Below are 16,433 nucleotides of genomic sequence, written 5' to 3'. Positions count from 1 at the left end.
GAAAAACAGGATAAAAATAATTAATCTGAAGAAATGTCTTTAAAAAATATTTAAAATAAATGTTAAAACGATAAGCTGGAAGGGGAAAAGTGATAAGAATACATAACGAATTTGTTCATAAGGTGTTTATAAACAGTTATAAAAGCCTGTTTTTTGAGAACGTGGATATAAAATGATCAAATTCCTGTTTGTAGCTTCTCCCCACAGGAATCTTATGGGCTCTGAGGTGAATTTCATTATTGTTGAAAGCTGTAACGAATACAGTATTGATGATAAACGACCTATGAATTCTTATAAAACCTTTTGAGGCTAAAAGCAATTCCAGATCTGTAATTTTACTTTTTGAAATAAAGTTTTCGTTGGTAGATAAAGTTATTTTGATATCATTTCCCTGACTTTCAATATAGATGATGTCTGTTAGAGATAGCTTCCGATGCATTCCCTCTGTTTTAAGAATGATAAAATCATCTTTTGAATCATCAATATTTCTCAATATCCTTTCTACAGATTTGAAAAAACGTTCAAAAGTGATGGGTTTCAAAAGATAATCTACAGCTTCCAGTTCAAAACCTTCAATGGCAAATTCCCGGTAGGCGGTTGTAAAAATGGTTTTGGGTTTCTGAGAAAGGGATTTTAAAAAATCGATTCCGTTGAGATGAGGCATCTGAATATCGAGGAACATCAGCTCTACAGTCTGATGTTGAAGGAGTTTATAAGCTTCAAAAGCATTTTCTGCTTTACCTGCCAGCTTTAAATGATCGATTTTGGAAATATGATTTTCCAGTAAGGTTGCAGCTAAAGGCTCGTCATCTACAATGATACAGTTAATCATATTGTGAAGGAGTGATTATATCAACGTTAAAAATATTGTTTTCTCTGGAGATATGGAAGGTAAAATGGTTCTGATAATAATGCTCAAGCTGCCGTTTAATATTCTGAAGCCCGATTCCTTTTTCATTATGATCTGAAATATCGTTATAAGTATTTTGAATTCTGAAGACAGAATGTTGAGCATTGGTTTCCAGTTCTATTTTTATTTCCGTTTGTTCAGAGCTTTTTCCAGCTCCATGCTTAAAGGCATTTTCTACTAAAGTAAGATACAGTAGTGGGGGAATGAAATTGGCAGAATTTAATGTTGTTTTCTTGGTTATTTTTAATCTTTCATTAGCATAACGCAGGCTCTCCAGGGCAATATAATCATCAATAATACTCAATTCATCGGTAACAGATACCCATTTTTTCTGTCCTTTGTATAGGATGTAGTCCAGAATATCTGAGAGCTGGCTGATGGATTGGGATGTTTTATCTGAATTACTGATGGAAAGAGAATAGATATTATTCAAGGTGTTAAACAGAAAATGAGGATTAAGTTGGGATTTTAAGGATTTCAATTCCAGTTCAGCCTTCTCCTTTTCCAGTTGAATAGTGTTTTCTTTTTCATCTTTATACCGCATAAAAAACATGATTGAAATAAAGATAAAAGCTCCACTGATGACAGTAAATATATAGTGGAACAAAAGATACCTGATATCGGTAAAGATGCTGAGAAGGCTGTCTTTGGGTTCATTAGTGAAAAAAGGTTCAGCAATGTCAACAATAAAAATTCTATTAGCTACCGAAATAAAGTATAAGCTTAGAATAAGATATAAGGTGAATTCAACATATCTTTTCCGGTCAAAAAAATGCAAGATTAGGACATAATAGATAAAATTGGCAGCCAGAATCTGAAAAATCCAATGGCAAAAGTTATACATCACCAATTGTTTAAAGATCCCGTCATTGTAATCGTCATAAGTTCTTGCAATTCCAAACAAAAACAAGGCGATCCAGAAAAACAGCTGGAAGTATATGTTTTGTCGACTATAGGTGGGGGCTCCAATTTTCATGATCTTCAAAAATATAAAATCTTAAAATAAGGCTGATCAATGTAATGCGAAATCTTATACAATAAGGATAAATAAGGGCATTTAAAGTTTGGACTGCATATTTTAGCATTGGCATCAGAATTCCTGTTTTCTGAACTTTCTGTTGAAAAAGACTCCTGTTTTTATCAAAATTTGCAGTAAAAAAATATGATAACAGAACGCTCGGAAAGGCTTTACGGATTAGATCATCTGAGAACATTGGCAATTGTACTGGTTTTACTTTTTCATTACAGGGCATTTAAACATCCTGAATGGATTGATACGGTAGGTAAGTTTGGCTGGACTGGAGTTGATCTCTTCTTTGTATTGAGCGGTTTCCTGATCTCAGGACAATTATTTCAAGAAATAAGCCGAAAAGGATCAATAAGTTTAAAGACCTTTTATATCAAGCGTTTTTTCAGAATTATTCCTACTTATCTTTTTACTCTCTTTCTGTACTTTACTATTCCATTTTTCCGGGAGCGGGAAGCGTTACCTCCTTTGTGGAAATTTGTTACATTCACTCAGAATTACGGATTGGATGTGATCAATCAGGGAACATTTTCTCATGCGTGGTCTTTGTGTATTGAAGAGCAGTTTTACCTTGTTCTTCCTTTGTTTCTTTTGGTTGTGATGTCTTCAAAACTATTTAAATACTTTGCTGTTCTCATTATCTTTTTCATAATGTCTTCTCTAATCATAAGACTTGTAATCTGGAATATATCTGTGGCAGGAATAGATCATAATTCTCTGGAATTATGGCGTTCATGGTATATGAAAATATATTATCCAACCTATACAAGATTAGATGGTTTGGGAATAGGAGTTCTTATCAGTTATTGCATGCAATATTCTTCAGGTTTTAAAAGTATGGTTCATCACAACGGAAACAGGATTTTTTTTGTGGGGACACTCTTGCTGAGTATTTCATTTTGGGTTTGTAATGAACAGGCTTCGGAGGTAGCATCTGTATTTGGGTTTACTCTGGTGGCAATAAGTTATGGTTTTATTGTTTTGTCTGCTGTTTCAGCATCATCGTTCCTTTCAAAGAGAAAATCCTATATTACGGCTGAGCTGGCAGCTTTGTCTTATGCTGTTTATCTTTCCCACAAAGGGATTATTCATATTGTTCAGACTCTTTTTGAACGATTTGATCTCGAAACTTCCGATACCATATGTTTGGTATTTTGTTTAATAGGATGTCTTATAATAGCTTTGTTATATAGGGTTTTAATTGAAAAGCCTTTTGCAGGGATTAAAGACAAAATTTTAAAGCTCAGGAAATAAATACCTTTTACTTTATAGGTTGGTTGAGTTCTCCATCTGGTAGAGCAAGTCTATCTCTTCCTCTTTCAAATCCTTGAATAAACCAATAAATGATCAAGGAGAAGACAATGATAATAGCCAATACAGACCATAAAACTTTTTGAAGCTTTGAGATCTTTAATCTGAAAATAAAGAAAACAATCAGGGCAATTACTATGAAAATAATGAAAGATATTCCCATTTGTACCAGTATATTTTGAAAAGATACAAAAAGGAAGTGGAAATATTTTTGTAAATGAAACTATATTGATAGGTTGAATTCATTCTAAAATCTTCGAGACTCCTGTGTGCTCCAATAAAATATTTCTCAGATATCACTAATTTCGCAGCTGTCTGTGTAAAAAATGGGCTTAATATCCAAGATCAGCGAGAGAAAAACAAAAAAAAGCAGCTCTGAGAAATACAGGCTACCTTTATACATTTAAGTTTTATAGGAAAAGAACTATTTGGAAGTAATGTTTTTCAATACTATATTTTTGATGGCAGCTTCCTGAAAACTCCAATGTTCACTGTTTTTAGGCATTTGGTTTTCAAGAATGACCAGGCTGGTGTCTGTAGACGGGAAATATGCATTAAGGCATGTAAAGCCATCGCCAAGACCTGTTACTGCATAATAATCAAGCCCAGCTTCCTTGATGAATCTTATATTATACCCGAATCCCATATTTTCCTTGCCAAAAACATTATGTTGGGAAGATGTAGACGGTGTCAGGATCAACTTTTGATACCTAGGAGAAAGAAGTTTTCCTTTAAACAATGCCTGGTTCCACTTTGCAAGATCCTCCACAGTAGAAACAACTCCGGCTGCTGAAGCTATACCATCATTTAAAAATGAGCTTTCCACTTTTTCGAATTGATTATGCTCACTTCGATAACCCGAAACCAGAGCCTGATTATTTTTACTGTTATAAATAAACGTTTTTCCCATCTTTAGCTTTTTGAAAAGAGAGTTGGCGAGTTCTGTGAAGGTTTTACCGGTTGTATTTTGAAGAATTTCTCCAAGAAGCATATAGGATAAATTCCCATATTTGAACTGTGATCCGGCTTTAAAAGCAACAGGTTTTTCTATATCTACAATACCATGGGTATGGTTCAAAAGATTGTGTATGGTTACGGTATCCGACCAGGATTGAGTAAGTGAAGGAAGATATTTTTTTATCGGAGTCTGAAGATCAAGTTTCCCCTGTTCAGCGGCCTGTAAGATCAACACAGCAGTAATCTGCTTTGAGTTCGACATCACTTCAAACTGATCGTCGGTTTTTAGAGTAACTTTTTTTTCAAAATTCTTATATCCATTAGCTTTTAGGAATTTTACTTTTCCATTTTGTGAGACCAAAACAACTCCATTGAATTTCAGAGGGGTAGAAGTCATTATGATACTGTCAATTTTTTTAAAATAAAAATTGTTTTTCTGTGCTTTTAAGGCAACAGACAGCCATATGGTAATTGCCAGTGTAAAAGATAGTTTTGTCTTGGTCATAAATTTATTTCTTGTTATAGTAATCATAAGTTGCTTTGGCAATATCTGCGATGATGGCTTCTGAGTTTTCAAATGTTTCATAGGTGTCATGTACAAAAACAGCAATGTATATTCTTTTTTTATCTGAAAGTTCAATAATTCCATAATCGTTAACAGCTCCTGTCATTCCTGCTTTATTGGTGAATGAGGTTCCGGTACGATGAGCAACTTTCACCTCTTTAGGGAGCTTGCCTTTAAGTCTTTTGGTTCCGGTAGCATTATTCAGCATGGCTGTATAGAGCCATTTTGTATGTTCTTTATTCAGTATTTTCTGGGTGTAGAATGCTTCAAGCAATTTGATAGCTTCATTGGGAGTTATTTTATTCACAAACTGGGATTTCCAGTCTTTATGCATGTCCTCTTCATTATTTTGAATGATAACACCTTTATTGTTGATGAACTTTTGAACAGCTTCAGGGCCGCCGATCAGTCTCAGCAGAATATCCGTCAGGTTATTATCACTGTAAGAAACCATCCATTTCATTGCTTCCTCCAGACTGATCTCAATATTACCTTCAGGATATTCTTTTTTGAAGGGACTCCACGTATCTTCTAAAAGTTCCTCTTTTTTGATGAATAGTTTTTGCTCTAAAGAAAGCTCTCCTTTTTCTATCTTATGCAAAACCGTTAAAGCGATAGGAAACTTTACTGTGCTGAGCATGGGATAAAGCTTGTTACCGTTAATTTGAGTGATTTTATTTTTATAAGGTCCTATAATTGAAATTCCTATGTCCGATTTCTTATTTGAAATAATAGATTGAAGTGTTTTTGTTAAGTCCGGATATATTTTCGTTTGTGAGAAAAGCGGTAAACTTAAAAAAAGAATGAATAGTGTGAAAATAATTTCTTTCCTCATGCTGAACAGGGTTATTTTGATTGATTTTTTAGTGCCAAATATATGTATTTTCAGTATTGCTTTTGGTTAGGAATCAGTATTTTTATTGATGAATGAATATTTCATGTATTCTCACCCGTATGACGTTTTGGATAACAAGATTATTATGCTTTTGGAGTGTGTTGTCCGGAAAAAGGTTAACTAAAAAACGATAAAAACAGTCAACCTTATGAATTTAAAAAAAGATCAGCCTCTGCACAAGAATACACTGAAGCATTCATAAGACAGGTTCTCTCCGAATATAAACGGAGATTATTTACAAAATCACAATTAGAGATTCAATACATTATTAGAGGTAATTTGTTTATTTTCAGATGGTTGAAAAATATACTAACTTTACTTATGAAAAACAGCTAAGTAAAGGCAGATATCTGCCGATTGTTTGGGTACATTAAGCAAGCTCATGATATTTTGAGTAAGTTTTGTGCTGTACAAGATTGATTTAATTGGGATTATGATTTCGAAAATAAATTATCCATTCATTGTAAAAAGGGTATAGAAAAGATGATCTGCATTATTTTGTATCTGGCAAATCTTATAATTGATGAAGAGGGAGATTTATTGTTTTTGTTGTAATCTATTACTTAAAATAGATGTTGGAAAAGATTATTTATTTCATTTTTTTATATGAAAAGTACCTTATTTTACGAATTGTGGTTAATTAATTTTACATACTGAAATGGATAATTTATTCTTTAATCATTATGTAGGTGTTGGTATAATTGTTTTTTTTTAATGAATTGGTTTTTATATAGTTAAGCATGTGAAGTATATTTGTAGGATGTGTTTTTTCTGAAGGGTATAGCTGTTTTATTATTTTCGTTAAACTTTTCTTATGACATAATATTGTCAGGTGGTTTTATAATTAATTATTTATAATATGATAGATATTAACTCTCTGAAGAATAATTATTTTATTATAAGCATATTTTGTTTTATTTTTCTGAACAGTTGTACCGGATCAGATCTATCAACAAAAAATTTCGATTATCCGTTGCTTCGTGATAATGAAACTTTGCGTCTTGCCGGTAATTATGATAAATGTATGTTGCTTAATGAGGAATATCTGCAGAAAGCAAAAAAGAATGGTTATCAGGACGGGGAAGCTCTTTGCTATATCAATTTATCTAATATATGTGCGACAATCGGGAACTATAAAAAGGGGTTTGTATTTCTTAAAAAGGCAGAATTGATCTTGGCGAAATCAAAAAAATCAGCACTTAAAGCAAAGTTTTATCAAGAATATGGACAGCTCTGCAAAGTGACCGGGCTGTATAAAAATGCCTTACAGTTTAACTCAAAGGCGTTGTACTATACGCAACGCTGCTCACAAGAGGATGAAAGAAAATATTTTCTGAGTAAGGTTTTTGCAAACCGCGCTGATTTTCTGTACGAAATAAAAAGAATAGATTCATCTCTGATCTATTTTCACAAAGCACTGAAAATTGAAAATACACCATTGATCAACAGTTTAATTGCCAAACATCATCTGTATTATTCAAAACAGCTTGATTCTGCAAAGTTTTATATTGATAAATCTCTTAAGCTTATAAAAAAAGATAAACCCTTGCTGGATGCCCAGGAAGGAATGGTGTACAGAATTGTGGGTGATTATTACAGGGAATTGAAAAACTATCCGGAATCTAAGGATTTTTATCAGAAAGCTTTGGATGTTTTTCTGAAGACTAACCGGGTATATAATATTCCCTTTATCTATCAGTCTATTGCAGAAGCTTATAAAGGGATAGGGGATAAAGGAAAAGAAAGAGAATATGAAAATAAGTACCTTGATGCAAAAACAAAGCTGTCGCAGGATCAAAATGAAACGGTAAACCTTCTGATTGATAAATTATTGACTGAAAAAGAGGATGATATTGAAGGCTTTAAGCTAAAGTTGTTGATTGGGGTGTCGCTTTTTATACTATTATTGATGACTATTTTCACTCTGAAATACAAAAACCTGAAATACAAAAAAAGTAAATTAAAAGAAGAGACCGATATTTTAAAGAACCAGACTGAACTTCTGTCCAATAAGGTGAATGAAAGCTTCAGTGACCTTATTATGCTGGCTAAAAGAAATGATTCTTCCTTTCTTGCCCGGTTTCAGGAGGTGTATCCGGATTTTATAGAAAAATTGCTGGATATCAATGAGGATCTTTCAGGAGCCGATTTACAACTGTGTGCTATGATTAAACTGAATTTCAGTTCAAAAGAAATTGCTACATATATATCTATTCTGCATAAATCTGCTCAGCAGAAAAAATACAGACTTCGCAAAAAACTAAATGTGCCCAGTGATCAGGATCTATATACTTTCTTTCAGGGATTGGATTCCTGATCTACAGATCATAAAATACAGTTATATATGATTGGCTGTACTAGCCTTTCTGAAAATAAAAGATTGATCTTTATATGATCTGTTAATGCTTAAAAGAAATGGTCTCTTGCAGGACCATTTTTTAGGATATATTCTCAATATTTGTTCCTTTTATACACTCCTGTATCCCAATCCTGCTATAATAAAAGAAAAACCGAAACCTAAGCGGTTCAGGAAATTGCACATCATTACAGATCTCTAAAAACAATACTTTATAAGTGGACATCAGACAGAAATTTGATTTGTAACTAACCCGAGTTCGGGATCATAAAATTAAGGATAATAGGCTGGAAGCTGGAAGAGAAAGGCTGGAAGTTACTATCGGAGCTACAATTTCTGACGTTGCCGTAAAATTTGATGAAACAGTCTTTAAAGGAATAATACATTACAGGGTTGTAAGTGTTTTTTTAACCTCAACTCACTTCCCTCTTCCAGCTCCAGGCTTACTTACTTCCTTACTAAAAACAAAAATGTCTTATCCCGAACTCAGGTTAAATACAAATATTGATTACGGAGAGGCAATAAGATCTAGTTATAAGAAACTGTATATGGTACGCTGGATAATATCCGGAAAAGAAAGAAGTTTGTGCAAAAGTTTTAAAGAAATGAAAATTTGAAGCTCTGGATCTTATTAGTCTTAATACCATGATTTCATAAATTACCACTGGCCAGTGTTTTTAGGCGGTGGACCTTTCTTTCCATCTTTGAGGCTTGTTTTCGTTTTCCATTGCTAGGTGTCGGATCTGCCTGTATATACCTGTGCTCAGATTCTTTTGCTGTAAAATGGCAGAAAGAATTCAACATCATTATCATGGCAATTGATGTAAAGAGGGATTTCATGACTTATTATTTTAAATTTATAAATATTCAAATATTCATTCTTTCGTACATAATTTTTAGAAATAATACCCGTTTAGGGTTCATAGGCTTTATGATGGGAAGCATAAAATCCATTAAACGAATGTTGGAATTAAGGGAAAGGTAGTATGGGAAATGAGCAGTTTGTGAAAGAAAGGGCATCACGTTATGCAGCAGCTTTGCGGGGGTCTGAAAAAATGAATCCTACAGATCCGAAATTAATAAAACAGCAGAAAAGTATGCTTGAAACTCAAGCCGGAAAATAGGCTTATGAAACGAAAATTTAAGGAATTAGAAAAAATACATAAGAAGGAAAGCGTAATTCTATTGATCATCAAATTGTATGAATGGCACCATTTACTGTAAATGATGCCATTTTGTTTTTAAGTATATCCTATAAGTTTCTTACTGAGAAATAGGAGTTGGAAGAAGTGAGTCCTGGTATATAAAAAACCACCATTTACTGTAAACGGTGGTTGGCTTGAAATATATTAAAATTGTTTTGCTTTTTATCTAATCATTCTGTTTGATTTGGGGGTTATTATTAATCTCTTTATTCGGGATTTGGAATTTAAATTTATCCGGTGTCAGGTTAAATCTTCCAAAGGTGTGGTTAGTTCCTGTATATATTCTTTCTAAGGGCGTATTTAATCTCTTCATATCAAACCATGCATAGCCTTCACCCCAAAGTTCGATTCTTTTCTGCAGGATGATTTCATTAATCAGATCTGCACCTGCTTTGGTAGATAGGGTATAAGCCTGATCTCTTTTGGATGCAATTTCAAATAACACCTGTTTGGCTTCCGCTTCTCTTCCTTGTCTTGCCAAAGCTTCTGCTTCTATATAATATAAGGAAGAAGCTCTGATGTAGATATAATCCCCTTCAAACATGCTTGGATCTTTGAACTTCCAGCTTACATAGGCAGGATAGTTTTTGGTCTTTCCGTTAAAGGTGTACTTGGCAGGCTGGCTTCCGTTGAACACTTTTTTACGATAATCCGTATCCGGAATGGCTTCATACAAACGCTTGTCAATAAGTTTATAAATCTGAGCTGCTCCTGCATATCCTTCATTGGTATTGTCAAACATGGAGAAGAAAGAAGCATAATAGTTTCCGATACTCATCGTAGAAATCGTATTATGGAATCCCCAGATCACTTCAGGATTACTGATATTGGAAAACCCTGTAGTGGTATAATCATTTTCCGTCATCAGGGGAATTCCCTGTTTACCGTCTGCAGCATATTTTACGGTTTTGGCATAGTCTCCTGTTTGTAAAAATACCTCTGCAGCAATGGCTTTAGCAGTTCTTTGATCGATCTGAGCTCTTGATGGACGGGCAAAGCTCTCCAAAAGAACTATAGATTCTTCAATATCCTGACCGATCTGCGAGTATACTTCTGCTACTGTTGATCTTGGAAGCCCCTGGCTCGGGTTATTGGTTGTAAGAACCAAAGGAAGCCCCGGATCCGACTGATGTCCTTTATAATCATTCGCATAAAAACGGATCAGATGAAAATATGAATACGCTCTTAAGGCAAGCAGCTGCCCTTTAATGGCTTTATTTTTGGGACTTTCATCCCCTTTTAAATCACTAAGAAGTTTATTGATGATGAATATCCTTGCATAAAAAGTAGTCCATACAATTTCTGAAGCGATATTACTGGGATTGGTCGCTTCATAATTATAAAACATTCCCAGATGCTGGTTTTTTGCCTGTATCACATCATTGGACATTAAATCAGCACCTGCCTTTATTCCCATGATCCCGAAATCAGAGTGAGATGAAACATTTCCTCCGGCACCATTACTTCGAAGGTCCAGGTAAATTCCGCCCAGGATTTTTTCTGGTTTTGACTGATCTTCATTCAGTTGTTCACCGGAAATATCTCCCTCCGGTAAGGTATTGAGATCATTAGCACAGCCCGTCGTAATGAGACTTACGGCTAAAGCTGATATAAAGTATTTTATTGTTTTCATAAATTCTTTTAAAATGTTAGTTTGAAACCTAGTGAAACACTGGATAATAAAGAGTATTTGTAAGCATCAGATACTCCTGTTAATGAAGCTCTCGGATCATATCCTTTTCTCTTAGACCATAGATAAAGGTTGTTTCCTGTAGCATAGATTTTTAATGTTGATAAACCAATCTGCTTAGCAAAATCGTCAGATAGCTGATATGATAATGTTACGTCCTGAAGGCTGATATAGTCAGACTTAACCAAGTATAATGTAGAATGCCCATTCTGGTTGGTAGAAGTAAGGTCTACACGCGGTAATGCTGCTGTTGGGTTTTCCGGAGTCCATGTTTTATCAAGATCAGTGGTGTAGTTAGAACCGTAGGTATCAGAGTGGAATAGGGATCTGTAAATATCATCATATCCGTATCCTCCAAACTGATAGGAAAAATTAACTGATAGGTTTACTCTTTTATAGGTTATATCCGTTCCAAATCCACCATACACCTTCGGAATTGCAGATTTCCCGGTATTATAGTCACTCGCTTCCTTATAATTATTGGTAACCGTTTTTTCTACCTGATGCGTGGTTGGGTTTATTGTATTTTTATACCATAATGCATCTCCATTCTCAGGATTTACTCCGGCAAACTCTTTTAGGTAATAAGTATATCGGTCTCCGCCTTCAGCAAGAACAAACAATCCTGAAACCAAACCTGTAGCTCTTTGCTGCTCTGGCAACTTGGTAATCTTGTTTTTGTAATGAGTCGCGTTAGCATAGAAATTCCACTGAAGATCTTCTGTTCGAAGAATATCTACACTAATATTGGCCTGAATCCCTTTATTGTACATGTCTCCAATATTTCCATACTTCACATACGAACCAGAATTGGATATAGCTAATGGAAGCGTATAGATCATATCCGAAACTTTTCTCTCAAAATAATCAGCATTTAAATTTATCCTGTTGTTAAGTAGAGAAAGTTCAAAACCGGCATTCAGGTTTTTGGAAGTTTCCCACTTCAGGTCTCTGTTTCCTTGTTTCTTTAAAGTAAGTACAGGTTTACCATCTCCAAAATCATTAATTCCATAGATGTCCTGATAAGCATAGTAATCTCTGGTCGTGCTGTTCAGAAGTATGTTGTCATTTCCCTGTTGTCCATAAGAGACTTTCAGCTTCAATGCATTAATTACTTTGTTGTCTTTAAGGAAATCTTCTTTGGCAACATTCCATGCTGCTCCTAATCCATAAAATGTACCCCATCTGCTTTCCGGAGCGAAGACTGAAGAGCCGTCTCTACGTACATTCGCATTAAAGAAATATTTACCGTCATAGTTATATAATAGTCTTGAGAAATAACCTTCTACCGCATATTCATATCCGTTTCCTGAAAGGTCTGTGATTTTTACAGCATTATCAAAAGACCATGACTCGGGTAGTAAAAGCTGTTGTTTCGTTCCGGAAAACCCTTCATTCTTTGTTTTATTCAATTCATGACCAACAAGGATATTGAAGTTATGCTTATCCAATTTCTTCTGATATGTAAGCAATTGCTGATGATTCAGAGTGTAATTAAATATGGATTCCTGAGTAATCGTTCCGCCCACAGATGAAGATGTTCCACCCAGCGTATTTCCGAACTGAAGATTTCTTAAATTTTCAAGATAAGCTCCAAAACTGTATGTGAAATCCAATCCTTTAATAATCTCATAATTTAACCCCAGATTGATGTTGCTGATATTGCTGACTCTCTGAGATTTATCCTGCTGAAGGTTTCCTACCGGATTTTCAAAAACAGCATAGGATCTTGTAGCACCGTTGGGACCTTGTCCGTCTCCATAATCATATAAAGCATTTCCGTGGTTGTCATAAAGCTGTTGGTAATTATCATTTCTAAGGAAAACAGGATAAAAAGGCGCTATATTTCTGGCAAACTGAAATGGATTGGAAAACCCACCCGTTTCTCCGAAATTCTGCTTGCTGTAAGTATAAGACAGCGCAGTGGTTAATCTTAACTTTGGCGTGATAGAGTAGTCTACGTTGGATCTGATCCCGAATCTTTCAAAACCGGAAGAAATAAGATATCCCTTATCATCCAGATAATTTAAAGACGTATAAGATTTCACCTGATCGCCACTGGCATTAATTCCTACCGTAGCCTCTCTTCTTAAAGCAGGTCTGAAAAGCAGTTTTTTCCAGTTATCCTGATAAAGCAGCTTGGCATTAGTATTAAAAGATCCGTCCGGAGCGATCAGCTGACTAAAAGGGACATTATAAACATTGTATCCAAGTCCATTCAGTGCAGACAGTCCTGCAGCATGTGGAGTGGTAGTGGAAGGAACAGCTCCCGGCTGCTTCTGTCTTGCAATTTCCCCAATTCGGCCTCTGTTATAGTAAGCGGTATAATAATCCTGTGGCGAAGTATACACTGAATAATCCTCAATAGATCTGAAGTTAACTCCGGTTTTTATATCAAGATCAACACTCAGTTTTTTGTTTTTACCTCTTTTGGTGTTCACAATAATAACTCCATTGGCCCCTCGGGAACCATATAAAGCGTTGGAAGAAGCATCTTCCAGAAAAGAAATACTCTCAATATCTGCTGAAGAAATACTGTTCAGGTCACCACTGTAAGGAATTCCGTCCAATACAATTAAAGGATCACTGGATGCATTAATAGACCCAATTCCTCTCATTCTTATCGTAGGTTGGGAACCAGGTTGTCCGTTGGAGATCACCTGCACCCCTGCCACTTTACCACCAATTCCCTGAAGAACATTTCCGTTTTGAAGATTACCCAGATCTTTAGCCTTTAGCGACTGTACAGAACCTGTAATTTCTTCCTTTTTTTGCTTTCCGAAGGCTACCACCACCACTTCTTTGATGGCAGTCTCCTGCGAAAGACTGTCTTTTCTCTGTGCAAAGCCATATTCTGCGAATAAAAGCACGGCCAATACACCAAGTTTGCATTGTTTTTTTCTCATTATATTAATCTTAGGTTTAAAAAAATTGAATTGTGTATTACTCTTTATCTTCCCGTTTAGGAAAAAATAAGTCCCTGCCTCCCTTTTGTAAGGAGGTGTCAGAAAGAAAATGTTAAAATAGAGGAGATGTACCCGGATTAAATAGGCCTTGAGCTTATCGGGCCTCAATTCCTACAATAATGTGCATATTTCTTTAGGAGCTATGGCATCATCATTTTACATACCATAAATTCAGAGCACATCATTTTAGAAGTAATATTGTGCTGTGAAAGGCTCTTCCCTGTACAACACTTATGTTGAACAGAAACTACAGCCATGGTAGTGCATTGGTAAGAATTAAAGTCATTCTTATTCATGAGAACAGAGTTTTATTTTTTTTAACTGGGTCAAAATTATTTAATAATTCATAAAACTTTGTTAAAAGGGAGTATGAGAAAAATCATATTAGTCTACTAATTTAGTAGGATAATTGAAAAATGAAGATATTTTGTCTTGGTTTTAGCGTTTAATTATTTGTTTATCAAGTGTTTGTTTTTTGTTAAGGAGCGGTTTTAAAAATTCAAAAAAAATCTCATTTTAAGAGATGAATAAAATTTAACACCATAAGTCTATTGTTTTTGTAGACTTTTTGTGTATTTTACGCCCGATTTCTTTTTTTAGGGAGCTTTATCCCGCTATCCACTCATACTCCTCACACCAGGGCTAAGGCTTACGCGTGTTGCGGGGTAACCGTTCCTATCGGGGCTAGGGAAGGATGGTGAAAGATGAAAAATATGTCGTTAAAAGGTTTATCATTTGTTTTTTTCAAATTGAAACTCTTTTACCAAAAAAATAATTATATTTTTGAATACTGTAATGGCAAAGTCTTTTTGCCGGTTGCAGGTTACTATTATTATGAGAAAATACCTTACCTATATTGTAATGTTGGGATTTCCTCTGTTGGGAGCCCAAACTAAAGTGGCAGAAAAAGCCACTTATCAGGAAAACTGGACCGCGCTGGAGAAAGAAAATGCGGCAATGGCCTTTGATGCAGATGTAAAATTATCTGATGCTGAGATCGCCTTGGATAAAAAATTATTCCAGATCAGGAAGCAGTTCCTTACCGAAACAGAAAAACAGCATATACCATTATCTAACCGTTCTTTTAATGAAATAAAACCATTGATAGAAACCGATAAGTTGTTTAAAGTCATTCAGACAATGCCTAAAGGAGGTTTGCTGCACACGCACAGTGGTGGTTTGGCCAGTGCTACATGGCTGATTGCAACAGCTAGAAAATATAAAGAATGCTATGTATATGATCAAAAAGACAATGATAAATTTATTTTCGGCCAGTTAGGTTTCTTTGAGAATGGAAAAGTTCCCAATGGATTTGTCAACCTCAATCAAAAGTTGATTTCAGATCCCGGATTTGAAAAAGAACTGCATGAACTTCTCCTTTTAAAACGGGATAATCTGTGTTCCTACACCGATTATTGGATTGAGTTTGAGAAACGTTTCCAACGCATTAATCTGCTGTTGCCTTACCGTCCTTTTTTTAAAGAATATTATCTAAAAGGCTTTCAGGACTTGGCTAAAGATAAAGTACAGCACGTTGAAATCAGATATGTATTTGATGAATTGTATGATTTCCAGCATGGGAAATATTCATTGGAAACTTCCATTACAGATTTACAGGATATTGTGAAGCAAATGCGTCAATCAGACCCTCAGTTCAGCCTGAAGCTGATATATTCAAGCTTTAAATTTCTGGATTCAGAAAAGATTGAAAAACAACTTGAAATTGCCTTTAAATTAAAGATGCAATTTCCGGATATGATTTCCGGCTTTGATCTTGTTGCTGATGAAGCAGCAGGAAACAGCATTAATTCTTTTCAGAAAAACTGGGCGAAACTCGATGAGATTACTAAAAAATCAGGAGTAGAAATGCCTTTGTTCCTTCATGCAGGAGAAAGCAATTCCGTTTTCAATAAAAATGTACTGGATATTACCTTACTGAACAACCAAAGAATTGGCCATGGTCTTAACCTGATTTACTTCCCAAAATCAATGGAACTGATTAAAAAACAGAATAAATTGGTGGAAGTAAGCCCTATCAGTAACCAGATTTTGGGGTATGTGAGTGACTTGAGAAATCATCCTGCAAGAGTGCTGTTAAGCAATGGAGTACAATGTTCCATTAATAGTGATGATCCTGCTGTATATGGTTATGAAGGATTAAGCTATGATTTTTGGGCAGCCTATGTATATTGGGAATTGGATGTAAAAGCTTTGAAAAAACTGGTTTTCAATTCCATTAATTATTCTTCTTTACATAAAAATGAGAAAAAACAATCCATAGAATACCTGAATACTCAATGGAATAATTTTGTACAGAAAGCCAATCAGGAATTGAATTAATATCCGGACAAAAAAGATGATGGTCTTTTGACTGTCGTCTTATGAATATCAAATAGCATCATTTTCGAATGGTGCTATTTGCTTTTAATTCCTTGATCTTACTTTGTTTTAGATGATCTTATTTAAAAATAAAATTAAGCAGATTGATTTTACGACAAGTTCTGTCGCAGTACTGTAGTAGATTTGTAGAATCAATGAAGGATCATAGAAG

At 34.8% G+C, this 16,433-nt stretch carries 10 protein-coding genes and 1 pseudogene; 4 read left to right on the top strand and 7 right to left on the bottom strand.

Features of this window, described 5'->3' with window-relative positions; translation table 11 throughout:
- Positions 1-136: 136 nt before the first annotated feature.
- Complete coding sequence (locus CHSO_RS17970) at positions 137-832, bottom strand: LytR/AlgR family response regulator transcription factor (RefSeq protein WP_045499018.1); 696 nt, start codon at positions 830-832, stop codon at positions 137-139.
- Positions 825-1,886: a sensor histidine kinase gene (locus CHSO_RS17965; RefSeq protein ID WP_144428972.1), complete on the bottom strand. Its 1,062-nt coding sequence runs from the start codon at positions 1,884-1,886 to the stop codon at positions 825-827. The genes CHSO_RS17970 and CHSO_RS17965 overlap by 8 nt, the downstream gene beginning before the upstream one ends.
- A 186-nt stretch (positions 1,887-2,072) precedes the next feature.
- On the opposite strand from CHSO_RS17965, the gene CHSO_RS17960 reads away from it, so the two are divergent.
- A complete protein-coding gene (locus CHSO_RS17960; RefSeq protein WP_045499015.1) occupies positions 2,073-3,191 on the top strand; it encodes an acyltransferase family protein in 1,119 nt (372 codons plus the stop codon).
- 7 nt (positions 3,192-3,198) lie between these two features.
- Here CHSO_RS17960 and CHSO_RS17955 read toward each other — a convergent pair whose 3' ends face one another.
- The 3 genes from CHSO_RS17955 to bla all read right to left on the bottom strand — a co-directional run bounded on the left by CHSO_RS17955 (position 3,199) and on the right by bla (position 5,605).
- Positions 3,199-3,411 carry a hypothetical protein gene (locus tag CHSO_RS17955; protein WP_045499012.1) on the bottom strand — a complete coding sequence of 71 codons (213 nt, stop codon included), beginning with the start codon at positions 3,409-3,411 and terminating at the stop codon, positions 3,199-3,201.
- A 261-nt stretch (positions 3,412-3,672) separates the two neighbouring features.
- A complete protein-coding gene (locus CHSO_RS17950; protein ID WP_144428971.1) occupies positions 3,673-4,710 on the bottom strand; it encodes a serine hydrolase domain-containing protein in 1,038 nt (345 codons plus the stop codon).
- Positions 4,711-4,714: 4 nt separating this feature from the next.
- The gene (bla, locus tag CHSO_RS17945; protein ID WP_045499009.1) at positions 4,715-5,605 is read right to left on the bottom strand and encodes a class A beta-lactamase; all 891 of its coding nucleotides are present in this window, start codon (positions 5,603-5,605) and stop codon (positions 4,715-4,717) included.
- A 258-nt stretch (positions 5,606-5,863) separates the two neighbouring features.
- Here bla and CHSO_RS25705 point away from each other — a divergent pair.
- Together CHSO_RS25705 and CHSO_RS17940 are read left to right on the top strand one after the other, a co-directional pair.
- Positions 5,864-6,012, top strand: a pseudogene (locus tag CHSO_RS25705) (IS3 family transposase); the annotation flags it as partial.
- Positions 6,013-6,524: 512 nt separating this feature from the next.
- Positions 6,525-7,982: a hypothetical protein gene (locus CHSO_RS17940; RefSeq protein WP_045499007.1), complete on the top strand. Its 1,458-nt coding sequence runs from the start codon at positions 6,525-6,527 to the stop codon at positions 7,980-7,982.
- 1,410 nt (positions 7,983-9,392) lie between these two features.
- Here the strand turns inward: CHSO_RS17940 and CHSO_RS17935 are convergent.
- Both CHSO_RS17935 and CHSO_RS17930 read right to left on the bottom strand, forming a co-directional pair.
- Entirely contained in the window at positions 9,393-10,859 is a 1,467-nt protein-coding gene (locus CHSO_RS17935; protein ID WP_045499005.1) for a RagB/SusD family nutrient uptake outer membrane protein, read from the bottom strand.
- Positions 10,860-10,867: 8 nt separating this feature from the next.
- Positions 10,868-13,822, bottom strand: coding sequence for a SusC/RagA family TonB-linked outer membrane protein (locus tag CHSO_RS17930; protein ID WP_045499002.1), 2,955 nt, complete (start codon positions 13,820-13,822; stop codon positions 10,868-10,870).
- Between the two features lie 855 nt (positions 13,823-14,677).
- Here CHSO_RS17930 and CHSO_RS17925 point away from each other — a divergent pair.
- On the top strand, positions 14,678-16,222 hold the full coding sequence (locus CHSO_RS17925; RefSeq protein ID WP_232509092.1) for an adenosine kinase: 1,545 nt from the start codon (positions 14,678-14,680) through the stop codon (positions 16,220-16,222).
- Positions 16,223-16,433: the final 211 nt, after the last annotated feature.

This window comes from Chryseobacterium sp. StRB126 (assembly GCF_000829375.1).
Taxonomy (GTDB): domain Bacteria; phylum Bacteroidota; class Bacteroidia; order Flavobacteriales; family Weeksellaceae; genus Chryseobacterium.
This window is presented reverse-complemented; position numbering and strand designations above follow the sequence as displayed.

Coding starts and splice junctions, on each gene's coding strand:
- CHSO_RS17955 (WP_045499012.1), bottom strand. CDS start 3,411: ATGGGAATATCTTTCATTATTTTCATAGTAATTGCCCTGATTGTTTTC.
- CHSO_RS17965 (WP_144428972.1), bottom strand. CDS start 1,886: ATGAAAATTGGAGCCCCCACCTATAGTCGACAAAACATATACTTCCAG.
- CHSO_RS17960 (WP_045499015.1), top strand. CDS start 2,073: ATGATAACAGAACGCTCGGAAAGGCTTTACGGATTAGATCATCTGAGA.
- CHSO_RS17930 (WP_045499002.1), bottom strand. CDS start 13,822: ATGAGAAAAAAACAATGCAAACTTGGTGTATTGGCCGTGCTTTTATTC.
- CHSO_RS17935 (WP_045499005.1), bottom strand. CDS start 10,859: ATGAAAACAATAAAATACTTTATATCAGCTTTAGCCGTAAGTCTCATT.
- CHSO_RS17970 (WP_045499018.1), bottom strand. CDS start 832: ATGATTAACTGTATCATTGTAGATGACGAGCCTTTAGCTGCAACCTTA.
- CHSO_RS17940 (WP_045499007.1), top strand. CDS start 6,525: ATGATAGATATTAACTCTCTGAAGAATAATTATTTTATTATAAGCATA.
- CHSO_RS17950 (WP_144428971.1), bottom strand. CDS start 4,710: ATGACCAAGACAAAACTATCTTTTACACTGGCAATTACCATATGGCTG.
- bla (WP_045499009.1), bottom strand. CDS start 5,605: ATGAGGAAAGAAATTATTTTCACACTATTCATTCTTTTTTTAAGTTTA.
- CHSO_RS17925 (WP_232509092.1), top strand. CDS start 14,678: ATGGCAAAGTCTTTTTGCCGGTTGCAGGTTACTATTATTATGAGAAAA.